Raw genomic sequence first — 13,165 nt, 5'->3', positions numbered from 1 at the left:
CAGTTACCTCACTGAGTTTGTTCTGTTGCGAGTTTGCGCACCCAAGGGCGGTGACTTTCTTTACTGATGATTTCGTTACGAAAACGGACCATCGTCACGGCACCAAAGAAGAACGCAAAGCCAAAGATGTTCAGCAATAACGGCCAAAGCATGTCGGATGAAATAGAAGGTTGTTCAAATTTCGTGATCGTCGCACCTTGATGAAGCGTGTTCCACCATTCCACGGAAAAGTGAATGATAGGTAGGTTTACTACGCCTACGATCGCTAAAATACCAGCAGCTTTTGCGGCGGTTTTTTGATCGTCAAACGCATGGTAAAGCGCAATCACACCAAGGTAGAGAAATAGAAGAATCAATTCAGATGTAAGACGGGCATCCCATACCCACCAAGTGCCCCACATAGGCTTGCCCCAAACAGCACCTGTAAGTAGAGCAATAAAAGTAAATACTGCACCAATCGGAGCCATCGCAAGTGCCGCCATATCAGATAGGCGAACTTGCCATACTAGGCCAATAAATGCAGCGATCGCCATCGACATATAAACGCCCATAGACCAAATAGCTGATGGGACATGAATGTAGATGATTCGGAAACTGTCACCTTGTTGGTAATCTGAAGGCGCAAATGCAAGCCCCCAAACCGTACCAACCGATAAGCATACGAGGGCCAATACAGAAAACCAAGGCAGAAACTTACCACTCAAACGATAAGCTGCTTCTGGCTTGGCATAAGGATGTAGCCATTTCCACATGTTTTGTTCTCACTCTTACTTCAGGGACACTGTCTAAAGGGTTGAGACCGTAGCAGTGCTTTAATAATAATTCTTTGATCAAGCGCCGCTTCATTGGCACTTTATTGAGTTAGTTAACACTAACTCGCAATGCGGCACTGATGGCAAAAGGCGTTAATGTCATCGCCCCCATTAGCATCGCACCTAAAATCGCTAGTTGACCGTTATACGCCATACCGAGTGCCGCAGCATCAATTGCCGATGTTGCGAAAATCAAAATTGGGATGTAGAGCGGAAGAATAAGCAAACTCAAAAGAACGCCACCCTTTTGCAACCCAACAGTCAACGCCACACCAATGGCGCCAATAAAACTTAGTGTTGGTGTACCGATCATCAAGGTTAATACAACCGATAGCCAAGTATTGAAGTCGAGCGAAAGTAAAACCGCCAATAATGGGCTAATTAAAATCAGAGGTAACCCTGTTAACAACCAATGTGCTATGACCTTTGAAACCACGACAAGTTGCAATGGAATCGGCATTAGCATCATTTGTTCTAGTGCACCGTCTTGAAAATCATCACGAAATAGACGCTCTAATGATAATAAGGCGGACAGCAATGCGGCAACCCAAACGATGCCCGCTGCAATACGTGCTAACAAATTAGGTTCTGGTCCAATACTCAGAGGAAAGAGAGTAATGACAATAATAAAGAACCACAGCGGGTTCAGAATGTCTGCCTGACGGCGAAATGCGATTAAGAGCTCACGACGAATGATGGTGGTCATCGAGGAAATCATATCAGTCACCCAGCTTTATTTTTCTAAGTTTCGGGCTGTCCGCAAACATATCTTGATGCGTCGTCAACACAACAATACCGCCATTATCAGCATGACTTGCGAACAAAGATTCAAGCACCTTGACACCTTGCTTATCAATGGCAGTCAACGGCTCATCTAAGATCCATAAAATTTGCTTACTGAGCCATAACCTTGCCAATGCGACTCGTCGTTGCTGACCTGCGGAAAGTTGTGCTACAGGCACATCTTCTCGACCAGCTAATCCTACTTGAGTTAAAGCGATGAAGATTTCTTCGTCTGAAGAGCGATTATTTTGAATAGATTGATAAAAACGTAAGTTTTCTAATGCGGTAAGCTCTCGTTTCACTCCTGTTTGATGTCCTAAGAAAAGCAGATCTTGATGGAAAACATCACGAGATTTTTCAACCTCTTCGCCTTTCCATTTAATGACACCTTCTTCTCTATCACCTAACCCTGTCACAATCCGTAGCAATGTAGTTTTACCAGTACCATTACGCCCTTCGATCTGGACCAATTCACCAGGCTTAATTTCAAACTGCAGGTTTTCAAACAGAACCCTTTCATCACGGATTGCTGTCAGGTTAGACACTTCTAACATAGAGCTTCAACTAAAAAATGAACGAGCCGCTATATTAGCACAGCTTAGTTATGACAAAACAGGATAAGAGGGCTAGGTTACATGTAAGTTCATGTATTTTTGTTAATTAATCATCACACTTTAATAAAATTAACTATAAGTAGTTATAAGCGCTCATTTTGAATTTGAGAGGCCAGAGCTAAGAGCAAGATCGACTGAAGGTTATCTAGGGGTGTATTTAAGAAGAGCATTAACGGCTAAAAACAAAAAAGAGGCGTAATAACGCCTCTTTTTTATCGCTTGATAACCTTTAGCGTCGACGACGTCCACGCGTTGGATATTCTGCATCATCTGATGGCTGACCACTTAATGGTGGAATCTTCTCTTTCCCTGCCAGTTTCTTCTGCAGTGAAAGCATCAACTCAGCTTCGGCTTTTGGTAGTTCGCACTCTTCAATCAGCTCGTTGATATCAGCGCCAAGCTGTACCATTTTAGAAGCGCGACTATACAAGCGACCATCAGTATCAGCGTGTTCGAGTTCGCGAATTCTCTCGTTTAAGTGCTGAATAATGTCTTGTTGCTCCGTCACTTTTTGTCCAAGACCAACGACAACCGAGCGCACTTCGAGTAACTGCTTACTCAACTTTTGCACTTCTTTATCTGCGTGTCGAGATTGAGATCGTTGTTGGTCTAACTGCTTTTGTAACCCCGAGCGAATCCGCAGTTGCAAAACAACCAATACTAACACGATAAAAGCGACGCCACCCGCAAGGAATGGAGCAGATAAAAGAGTCTCTTCAGCCATCATCATTCAGCCATTAAAGGTGAGCCATCTCGTCCCACTCGTCATCTGTTAGCAGCTTGTTCAAATCCACAAGGATAAGAAGCTTGCCGTCACGGTTGCTCACACCCTGGATGAACTTCGCACTCTCGTCGGTACCAACTGAAGGCGTCGTATCAATTTCAGAAGAACGCAGATAAACGACTTCTGCCACGCTATCTACTAAGATACCGATCACTTGACGCTCAGACTCGATCACAATAATACGAGTGTTGTCGGTGACTTCACCTTCCATCAGGCCAAAACGTGAACGTGTATCGATAACAGTAACTACATTACCGCGTAGGTTGATGATACCAAGTACATAATCTGGTGCACCTGGAACAGGGGCAATTTCAGTATAACGAAGTACTTCACGAACTTGCATTACGTTGATGCCGTACGTTTCTTCTTCTAGCTGGAACGTCACCCACTGAAGAACTTCGTCATTCGATGCATCTTTCTTCACTTCTACTTCAAAAGCTTGAGACATAGTTAATCCTCGTTAATGTCGTTCCCGACTTAAATCTAATTCAGTGATTTGACATCTAAACCGGCGTTTAGCATGTCAATGAGCGCCTGGACATGAATTAAGGCACACATTTTTTCTTTTACCATGCCCGCTAGCCAAGGGCGTTTACCCGCCTGCTCACGCCAGCGAACCTTGTCGATATTAAGCGTTTCAGTCCCCATTAATTGGTTACTGGCCAACCCCCACATGCTCTCACCAAGCATGACGACATATTGGTAGTTATCTTTATAGCTATCATCACGAAGCTTATCTGCCATCACCCATTTCGCGGTATCGACGACATCAAACTGCTGCTCGCGATTTGTTTGTAGCCCCAAATACCAGGCGGGTTTTCCTATCAAATGGTTAAGCTCGCTAATGCGATGAATACCACCTAACTCATCAAGAGGTACAGCAAACGTGACACCATTCACATCAAAGTAAAGAACTTGGAAGTCCTCACTTCGCTTCGTGCTTTCCCAGACCGTTGGTATATCGGAATCTGCTTGTGTTTCGAGTTCAGTATCGACGTTCGCTTCTATATTGATACTTTGTTCGATCACTGCGTGAGGTTCATCCACCTCTGGTTGCGCATCCTCAAAAACTGGCTCATCAATCACCCAGTCCTGTATTTCCTCAACACCCTGAAGCTCAGGCACCTCACTAAAGGTTTGTACCTCAGGCTCAGCCGCTTTTATCTCTGCTGCAATATCAATCGTATTTTGTTCAAGAATACTATCAATATCCAACTCAGCCACTGGGTTGCTTGCTTCAAGCTGACTTAATAGCCTTTGAACATCTTCCAGGTTTGGAGCTTCCAACTCTGGCGGATATGTTTCTTGAAACTGGTACGTTTCTGGCTCCGAGTATTGTAGCTGTAATTCTGGCTCTGGCTCTGGCTCTGGCTCTGGCTCTGGCTCTGGCTCTGGCTCTGGCTCTGGCTCTGGCTCTGGCTCTGGCTCTGCAGATGATACCTCTTGAGCCAACAGGTCAAGGTCTTCCTCAAGAGTCGTTATTTCAGTTTCATCATCCAGTAATGCATTAAAGTAGTCATCAAGTGCTTGTTCACTGGACAGCACATCATTACTGCTCATCGAACGCCAACCTCTCCAGGTAAATCAGTAGCTGTTTATAGGCAAACACACCACGGCTACCAGATGCAAAGTGCGAAGCTGGCAAGTGCTTTAAACTGGCATCGCGGAACTTGGTATCTATAGGCACCGCTGAGGTCCACACTTGATTTGGGTAATCTTTTTTCAGTTGCATCAATGTCTGCAATGACGCTTTCGTGCGCTTATCGTACATGGTTGGGACGATAGTCACTTTGAAACCGCCCGGGCGAGATTTTTGCATAATGGTTAGCGTACGCATCATGCGCTCTAGACCTTTCATCGCCAAAAACTCTGTTTGAACAGGAATCAAAATTCGGTCACTGGCTGCCAACGCGTTCACCATCATCACGCCAAGGATTGGCGGACAGTCAATCAACACATAGTCATAGTCTTGTGAGACAGTTTGCAGCGCCCGTTTTAAGATTAATCCCATACCACTGCGATTACCCATTACGCGATCAAGCGTGGCAAGGGACATATGCGCGGGAATGATATCCATTCCTTCCAGCTCTGTTTCTAAAATCAACGGCTTAACCGTCTCACGAGAAAACGTCTTCAACTGGAATAAATCAAATAGGCTCGAAGTTACTGCATCAGGATCATAACCGAGATAAGTAGTCAGTGAGGCGTGAGGGTCAGTATCAACCATCAATACTCGATGGCCTTTCTGGCTCAATAAGCCCGCCAATGTCACTGTTGAGGTGGTTTTACCCACGCCTCCTTTCTGGTTAGCTACACTCCAAACAATCATGATGAATCCTAAGCTAGGCCAACTTCCACCAACATGCGTTCAGCAATGCGGTCAAGCGGTAAATCTTCTGAAGAAATGCCTGCTTTAGCAACCGCTTGGGGCATGCCATAAACAACACAACTTTCTTCATCTTGTGCCCAAATTGTTGAGCCTGAAGACTTCAACATGCGAGCGCCCTCACGACCGTCTGCACCCATGCCTGTCAACACTAAAGAGAGCACTTTGTCGCCATATACTTTTGCGGCAGAACCAAAAGTCACATCCACACATGGTTTGTAGTTCATGCGGTCGCCGCCATCAATAATGCGAAGACGAGCAGCGCCCGCTCGTCCATCCACCATCATTTGTTTCCCACCTGGTGCAAGGTATGCCACACCGGGCTGTAACACATCGCCATCTTGTGCTTCTTTCACTTGAATCTTACACAAGGTGTTCAAACGGCTGGCAAACGCAGCAGTAAACGTTGCTGGCATGTGTTGAATCAATACAATCGGATGCGGATAGTTCATCGGCAAGCGCGTCAGAATTTTTTGTAGAGCAACGGGGCCACCTGTTGATGTGCCAATTGCCGTCAATTGATACTTCTTACCAGAAGCACGGTACTTTGTCGCAGCAGGTCGAGTTGGTGTTGGAGTCACAGGTGAAGCCGTTCTTGAACCTAATGATCGAGTAGTCGTGCTGGTACTCGCTGTTGGGCGAGCGATAGGTCGACGCATGAAAGCGCGCTTCGAGGCAATCTGAATCACACGCTGTTGAAGTAATGACACCGCTTCTTCACGGTTACGCGCAATGTCCTCAAACTTTTTCGGTAAGAAGTCCAATGCGCCCGCATCTAGCGCATCAAGCGTAGCTTTCGCCCCGTCGTGGGTCAGGGACGAAAACATTAGAATTGGCGTTGGAGCAGCGGCCATTATTTCACGTACAGCTGTAATGCCATCCATCACTGGCATTTCAATATCCATCGTGATGACGTCAGGTTTGAGAGATTTGGCTTTCTCAACCGCCTCTCTACCATTTACCGCAACGTCAATCACTTCTAGGCGCGATTCTGAGTTGATGATTTCGCTCACGCGACGTCGGAAAAAACTCGAATCATCAACGACTAGTACTTTAATCGCCATCTTATTCCTTTTAATAACGTCAGCTTTGCTTAAAGGCGTGAAGCCGCAGCATATCGCTTAAGTAAATCAGGCACATCTAGAATTAATGCAATATGGCCATCGCTAGTAATTGTCGCACCAGCCATACCTGGAGTGCCTTGTAATAGATTATCGAGTGGCTTAATAACCACTTCTTCTTGACCAATAAGCGTATCCACAACAAAACCAACGCGCTGGTTACCAATCTGTACAATCACCACGTGACCGTGACCAGTACGCTCTTGAACGTTTTGCGATTTGGATGCCAACCAGTTTTGTAAGTAAAATAGTGGGATAGATTTCTCACGCACAATGATCGTCAGCTGACCATCTACCACGTTTGTACGACTAAGATCCAAGTGGAAAATTTCACTCACCGAAGCCAGTGGTAGAGCAAAAGGATGACCGCCAACACCAACCATCAGAGTCGGTAAAATCGCTAACGTTAGTGGTACTTTGATCGTAATCTTAGTGCCCTTGCCTAGCTCAGAATCGATATCGATTGAACCGTTTAAGGTATTGATCGCCGTCTTAACCACGTCCATACCCACACCACGACCAGAAATGTCAGAAATTTTATCTTTACTTGAGAAGCCAGGTGCGAAGATAAGGTTGAAGCACTCTTTATCTGTTAAACGTGCCGCCGCATCTTCATCCATCATGCCACGCTTCACCGCGATGCCACGCAGTTTGTTCGGGTCCATACCGCCACCATCATCTACGATGGATAGTTCAATATGGTCCCCTTCTTGCGATGCTGACAAAATCACTTTACCTGTGCGTGATTTGCCTGCCTTCGCGCGTGCGTCTGGCATTTCAATACCGTGATCAACCGAGTTACGCACCAAGTGAATCAACGGATCGGCCAATGCTTCTACAAGGTTTTTATCGAGATCGGTTTCTTCACCGCGCATTTCTAGCACGATGTCTTTATTTAGGTTACGAGCCAAGTCACGGACAACGCGTGGGAAACGGCCAAACACTTTCTTAATTGGCTGCATACGCGTTTTCATTACCGCGCCTTGTAGATCCGCAGTTACCACATCAAGGTTAGCGACCGCTTTGGACATCTCTTCGTTGTCGCTATTCAAACCAAGGCTTAGTAGACGGTTACGCACCAATACGAGCTCACCCACCATGTTCATGATGGTATCAAGCGTCGAGGTATCAACACGAACGGTTGCTTCAGCCTGAGGTTTTTTAACCGCTGGTGCTTTGGCTTCTTCTTTTACCGCGACTGGTTTAGATTCTGGCTTTGGTGCTGGCGCTGCTTGAACAGGTGCTGGCTTAGCAACAGGCTCAGGTTTCGCAGGGCTTTGCTCTACGTTTGCTGAAGCAGGCTTCGTTGCCATGTCCAATTCTTCTAGCGTTGGGCCTTTACCTGAACCATGTAGCTCATCGAGTAACTTTTCGAACTCTTCGTCCGTCATTAAGTCACTGTCTTGATTTGATGAAGATGCCACTGGAGCGGAAGGCTCTGCCGCTTTAGGTGGCTCTACTGGTACGGATGCAGATGCAGCAGCCTCTGCCGTAGAGGGGCTTTTTCCTACACCGTGCAGTTCATCGAGTAAGCGTTCAAACTCATCATCAGTGATATCACCACTTTCAACTGATGGTGCACTCGATTGAGGCGGTTCAGATGGCGTTGTAGGTGTCGCAGACATTGAGTTGCCTGGCGCTGAACCTTTACCATGAAGCTCATCCAATAGCTTTTCGAATTCGTCTTGGGTAATTTCATCAACAGAGCCGACACTTGATGGTGCTGACGGCGCAGCAGGTTCTTCGGTGTTAGGCTCGGGAATAATAGGCTCTGGAGTAGCCACTGGTTCTTCAACTACGGTTGCCGCTACTTCATCTTCTGACTCAGGTTTGCATAGACGATGAAGTTCTTCAAGAAGCTCAGGGTCCGCAGCTTCTAACGGCTCACGATCTTGAACAGCCTGGAACTGGGTATTAACCGTATCCAAGGCTTTTAGCATCGTATCCATTAAGTTTTGCGTTACCGTGCGTTGACCGTTTCGTAAAACGTCGAACACGTTCTCCGCACCATGACAAGTATCGACTAGCTCTGCCAATGAAAGGAAGCCGGCACCGCCTTTTACGGTATGAAACCCGCGGAAAATAGCATTAAGTAAGTCTTTGTCTTCTGGGTTATTTTCCAATTCAACCAACTGCTCAGAAAGCAGCTCGAGAATTTCCCCAGCTTCAATGAGAAAGTCCTGAAGAATATCTTCGTCTAAATCGTAGCTCATACGTTACCTTTAAAATCCAAGACTGGACAACAAGTCATCGACTTCGTCCTGCGATGAAACCGCATCTTCTCTCAGTTCTGGATGAAGAATCGGGCCTTCGGCTTCGCTTGTTTGTGTATTCTTTTTATCTGCCGGTTCTGACAAAACTTGAATGTGTTCTTCAAGTTTATTTCCAGAGAATACGGTTAGGATTTCCACTAAGCGGCCTTCTACTTCATTAACCAACGTAATTACGCGGCGAATGATTTGGCCAGTTAGGTCTTGGAAGTCTTGCGCCATGAGAATTTCGGTCAACTGGCCGCGCAATTCAGTGCTGTCACCTTCGACTTGCACTAATAGCCCGTCGATTCGGTGGCACAGTGCTTTAAATTCGCTTAATTCTATGCGCCCGTGCATGAGTTCATTCCATTGAGGACGAACTTTTAGAAGGCAATCATGCAGGTTGTCAGCGATAGGAAGGCAGCAGTCGACCGCATCCATTGTTTTGTTGGCTGCAAGCTCTGTCTTCTCGATCACATAATTGAGACGATCCCTAGCGTTAGGGATTTCGTCTTTCGCAATTTCGGTCATGCGCTGATCGAGACTGAACTGCTTGAGTGATTCGTGAAGGTCTCGAGTTAACGCTCCAATTTCTTGCAGCATTGGGTTATCGGCACCTTCGTAGATCGAGGCAACAAGCATATTGGCTTGGTCTTGTTCCCCGTTTTCTAGCATTTGAACGAGTGACTTCGCCTGCTCTAGTGAGATCATTCTGAATAGACCCTTTTACGTTTAGTTCTTCTTATCACTTTGAAAACGCTAAACGAGTCATTTAATAGGTATTTAATAATTGGTATGAATGACTCGAATAACAAAGAGAAAGAGAGAGTTATAAACGCTCGAAAATTTTATCTAATTTTTCTTTTAATGTTGCAGCAGTAAATGGCTTAACAATGTAGCCGTTTACACCTGCTTGAGCAGCTTCAATGATCTGCTCACGCTTCGCTTCAGCCGTGATCATTAGAACTGGCAGATGCTTAAGTTCTGCATCCGCGCGGATGTGTTTAAGCAAATCGATGCCTTGCATACCTGGCATGTTCCAGTCAGTTACAACAAAATCGAAGTCACCTTTTTTCAGCATTGGTAATGCGGTTAAACCATCGTCCGCTTCTTGAGTGTTATTGAAACCCAAGTCACGAAGCAGGTTTTTAACAATACGGCGCATTGTTGAGAAATCATCAACAATAAGGATCTTCATGTTTTTATTCAAAATTGCCTCCACTGAATCGTAAAATCAGTGTTTTTAGTCATTTTGTGTCCACGCACTGAGCTTGGTACGTAAACGTTGCATCGCTTGACTCAGTATTTGACTTACGCGAGATTCGCTTACGCCTAACACATCGCCAATTTCTTTCAAATTGAGTTCTTCATCATAATAAAGCGAAAGAACCAAAGCTTCACGCTCTGGAAGCTGTTTTATTGATTCAACCAGTGCTTTTCGAAATGATTCATCAACTACCCCTTTGAATGGGTTGCTGTCATCGGTTTCATCCGCCGGTGAAATCACATCATCAGAAACGCCTAAATCTTCAATACCGACTAATTTTGAGCAGTTGATATCGGTAAGAGCACTATGATATTGATCCAGTGTCATACCGAGATGCGTGGCTACTTCAGAATCAGTAGGATCTCGATTTAATTCGCCTTCCAGCTCCGCAATCGCTTGGTTAATCTCTCGATTATTTTTATGAACAGAACGCGGTACCCAATCGCCTTTACGCATGTCATCTAACATTGCGCCACGAATACGGATACCTGCATAAGTTTCAAAGCTCGCACCTTTAGAACCATCATAATTCTGCTGAGCTTCGATAAGACCGATCATGCCGGCCTGAATTAAATCCTCTACCTGAACACTCGGCGGTAAACGGCCTAGTAGGTGGTGAGCAATGCGCTTAACCAACACTGAATAACGTTCAATGAACGCCTGCTGGCTATTAAATTTGCCATGTTGGTCATAGGTTATCGCTTTATTCACCAAAAGGGTCCTCTGCGAATTCGGTACGATTTAGCAACCTTTCCACAAAAAATTCCAAGTGTCCACTTGGTGTTTTCGGTAGTGGCCACGTCAACGCTTTGTTTGCTAGTGAGCTGATAGCTAAAGCGGCAGGCGAGCGTGGGAACGCATCAACGACAATTTTTTGTCTTTTTACAGCCTGTCGTACTTTATCATCTAATGGAATACATGCTACGAGTTCAAGGCTAACATTCAAGAATCGCTCTGTGACTAGTGTCAACTTTGCAAACAATTCTCGCCCTTCACGGTAGCTTCTGACCATATTTGCTACAACTTTAAAGCGTTGAACTTGGTGTTCTTTACTCAACAGCTTGATTAATGCATAGGCATCTGTGATTGACGTCGGTTCATCACACACAACTACAACCACATCTTGAGCTGCTCGCGAAAAACTGATTACCATGTCAGAGATACCAGCAGCGGTATCAATCAGCAGGACATCCATTTCGTCTTCAAGACTACCAAATGCTCGGATGAGTCCGGCATGCTGAGCGTGAGAAAGCTCTGTCATGCTCTGTGTGCCAGAAGTTGCAGGAATTATCTTTATACCATAAGGCCCTTCGACAATCGCATCTTTTAGCTCACATTCACCCGCTAAGACATGTCCTAGATTACGTTTTGCACGAATTCCGAGCATCACGTCCACATTGGCCAGACCTAAATCAGCGTCGAGAACCATCACCTTCTTGCCTTGGCGAGCCATACAAATCGCCAGACCCAGTGTTACGTTTGATTTCCCCACACCACCTTTGCCGCCAGTAACAGCAATCACTTTGGTCAACGATGGTTGTGTTAAGCGACGGAGGCCGCTTGCTTGATCGTGTATCATATTCTCAGTCATAGTAGTCCGCCGCCTTAGAGTCCTTCACTGTCACTGTTCCAAAAGTGAGGTTCGTTCTCTGTCGACTTCTCTAACAGTTCATTTGCTTTCGCAAGCATATATTTTGGTTGCGCTATCACAATGTCTTCTGGTACGCGCTGACCATTAGCGATGTAAGCTACTGGCATTGCGTTTTGAATCACTACACTGATGAATTCGCCTAGGCTTAATGACTCATCAAGCTTCGTCATAATACAACCCGAAAGTGGTATACGTCGGAAGTGATCCAGCGTTTCTTGTAGAACACGACGTTGTGCGGTAGCCGGCAAAACAAGGTAGCTGTGAATCACTTCTCCGCTCTCTTGCATTAGAGTGTCGAGCTGCTCGGAAAGCCTCACATCTCGTTGCCCCATCCCTGCCGTATCGACCAAAATCAGTCTTCTGTTTCTTAGCTGATATATAACATCGGCTAACTCGTTAGAATCTTTAGCAACTCTTACGGGACAACCCATGATTCTTCCGTAAATTGAGAGTTGCTCATGTGCACCTATGCGATATGTATCTGTTGTCACAAGGGCCACATTGTCGGCACCGTATTCCATGGCTGCGCGTGCTGCGAGTTTCGCTACGGTTGTTGTTTTCCCAACCCCCGTCGGACCCAACAATGCGACTACGCCACCACGTTTTAAAATGTCCTGTTTAGGAATATTGATTTGATCCGCCACCAGCGACAATAACGCTTTCCACGCTCGCGCTGGCTTTGTATCTTCCGGGATATAACAGGCCATCTGGTCTGCTAATTCCGGAGAAACGCCCATTCGCTCTAAGCGCTTAATCAGCATAGCTCTTAGCGGCTCACGGCGTTCTACTTCTTGCCACATCAGGCCAGAAACTTGGTGCTCCAACAGACGACGAATTGACGTCATCTCTTCGCGCATGCTTTCTAGCTCATCGGCCGATTCGTCACGCTCATCACTTGGGCGACGTCGGTCATAGCGCGTCGGGTCCAGCTTGGGCGTCGGACGTTCAAATCGATTGTCCTGTGCGATTAGCTTCGCCAAAGGTGAATCTGGTTGATATGGCGCTGGCTTTTCTTGGTTGTAGCCGTCGCGATGCTTATTTTGGCGTTGCAGCAAAGCAGAGAGCGAATCTTCATTTTCCGCTACGTGGTCGTCAGCATCTGCTGCACCACCGCTATATTGCTTAAGCATATTAGCGAATCGCTGTGTCATTGAGCCTGTTTTTTCATTGTTACTGTTATTACTGTTCAGGCTAATTTTATCTTCATCTAAATGACGATCTTGGTAACGATCAGCAGAAGACGATGACATTTGACGATGTTCGTTATAGCGATTCGATTGAGAAGCACCGCGATTTTGCTGTGACGCTGCGCTTGCTTGAGACGGATTAGATTCACTATCTATCGCCGCAACAATCGCTACTCCACCAGCCACTTTCTTGTTTGACATGATCACCGCTTCCGCGCCTAACTCCTCTTTCACTTGGAGCAGCGCCGTTCTCATGTCTTTGGCAAAAAATCGCTTTATTTTCAAACTATGAATCCATTAATGATGCG

Annotated in this window: 14 protein-coding genes; all 14 read right to left on the bottom strand. The window is 45.9% G+C overall.

All coding sequences use genetic code 11. The features are described 5' to 3' along the window. Window positions 1-8: 8 nt before the first annotated feature. Window positions 9-752 (bottom strand): heme ABC transporter permease, encoded by a 744-nt coding sequence (locus R7Q46_RS18240; protein WP_005380513.1) that lies wholly within the window; start codon window positions 750-752, stop codon window positions 9-11. A gap of 109 nt (window positions 753-861) precedes the next feature. Beyond that, window positions 862-1,530 carry a heme exporter protein CcmB gene (gene ccmB, locus R7Q46_RS18235; protein ID WP_005380512.1) on the bottom strand — a complete coding sequence of 223 codons (669 nt, stop codon included), beginning with the start codon at window positions 1,528-1,530 and terminating at the stop codon, window positions 862-864. A 1-nt stretch (window position 1,531) separates the two neighbouring features. Next, a complete protein-coding gene (ccmA, locus tag R7Q46_RS18230) occupies window positions 1,532-2,149 on the bottom strand; it encodes a cytochrome c biogenesis heme-transporting ATPase CcmA (protein ID WP_005380511.1) in 618 nt (205 codons plus the stop codon). A 289-nt stretch (window positions 2,150-2,438) separates the two neighbouring features. After that, window positions 2,439-2,933 carry a DUF2802 domain-containing protein gene (locus R7Q46_RS18225; protein ID WP_213868031.1) on the bottom strand — a complete coding sequence of 165 codons (495 nt, stop codon included), beginning with the start codon at window positions 2,931-2,933 and terminating at the stop codon, window positions 2,439-2,441. 13 nt (window positions 2,934-2,946) lie between these two features. Then, entirely contained in the window at window positions 2,947-3,441 is a 495-nt protein-coding gene (locus R7Q46_RS18220) for a chemotaxis protein CheW (protein ID WP_005380507.1), read from the bottom strand. A gap of 35 nt (window positions 3,442-3,476) precedes the next feature. Next, complete coding sequence (locus R7Q46_RS18215) at window positions 3,477-4,553, bottom strand: chemotaxis protein CheW (RefSeq protein ID WP_318077677.1); 1,077 nt, start codon at window positions 4,551-4,553, stop codon at window positions 3,477-3,479. After that, the gene (locus R7Q46_RS18210; RefSeq protein WP_005380505.1) at window positions 4,543-5,322 is read right to left on the bottom strand and encodes a ParA family protein; all 780 of its coding nucleotides are present in this window, start codon (window positions 5,320-5,322) and stop codon (window positions 4,543-4,545) included. Before R7Q46_RS18210 ends, R7Q46_RS18215 begins: the two co-directional genes overlap by 11 nt. Window positions 5,323-5,330: 8 nt before the next feature. Further along, on the bottom strand, window positions 5,331-6,443 hold the full coding sequence (locus R7Q46_RS18205) for a protein-glutamate methylesterase/protein-glutamine glutaminase (RefSeq protein ID WP_005380504.1): 1,113 nt from the start codon (window positions 6,441-6,443) through the stop codon (window positions 5,331-5,333). A 29-nt stretch (window positions 6,444-6,472) separates the two neighbouring features. After that, the gene (locus R7Q46_RS18200; protein WP_213871956.1) at window positions 6,473-8,713 is read right to left on the bottom strand and encodes a chemotaxis protein CheA; all 2,241 of its coding nucleotides are present in this window, start codon (window positions 8,711-8,713) and stop codon (window positions 6,473-6,475) included. A gap of 9 nt (window positions 8,714-8,722) precedes the next feature. After that, window positions 8,723-9,463: a protein phosphatase CheZ gene (locus R7Q46_RS18195; protein WP_005380502.1), complete on the bottom strand. Its 741-nt coding sequence runs from the start codon at window positions 9,461-9,463 to the stop codon at window positions 8,723-8,725. 118 nt (window positions 9,464-9,581) lie between these two features. After that, window positions 9,582-9,950, bottom strand: a complete 369-nt coding sequence (gene cheY, locus R7Q46_RS18190) for a chemotaxis response regulator CheY (RefSeq protein WP_017635949.1) — start codon at window positions 9,948-9,950, stop codon at window positions 9,582-9,584. A gap of 45 nt (window positions 9,951-9,995) precedes the next feature. Further along, window positions 9,996-10,730, bottom strand: coding sequence for an RNA polymerase sigma factor FliA (locus R7Q46_RS18185; protein ID WP_005380499.1), 735 nt, complete (start codon window positions 10,728-10,730; stop codon window positions 9,996-9,998). Then, a complete protein-coding gene (locus R7Q46_RS18180; RefSeq protein WP_005380498.1) occupies window positions 10,723-11,610 on the bottom strand; it encodes a MinD/ParA family protein in 888 nt (295 codons plus the stop codon). The genes R7Q46_RS18185 and R7Q46_RS18180 overlap by 8 nt, the downstream gene beginning before the upstream one ends. Window positions 11,611-11,624: 14 nt before the next feature. Further along, complete coding sequence (flhF, locus tag R7Q46_RS18175; protein ID WP_033907111.1) at window positions 11,625-13,142, bottom strand: flagellar biosynthesis protein FlhF; 1,518 nt, start codon at window positions 13,140-13,142, stop codon at window positions 11,625-11,627. Window positions 13,143-13,165 lie beyond the last annotated feature (23 nt).

This window comes from Vibrio sp. 811, from assembly GCF_033339195.1.
The sequence above is the reverse complement of the archived record's forward strand: the minus strand, read 5'-3'. Positions and strand labels throughout refer to the sequence as shown.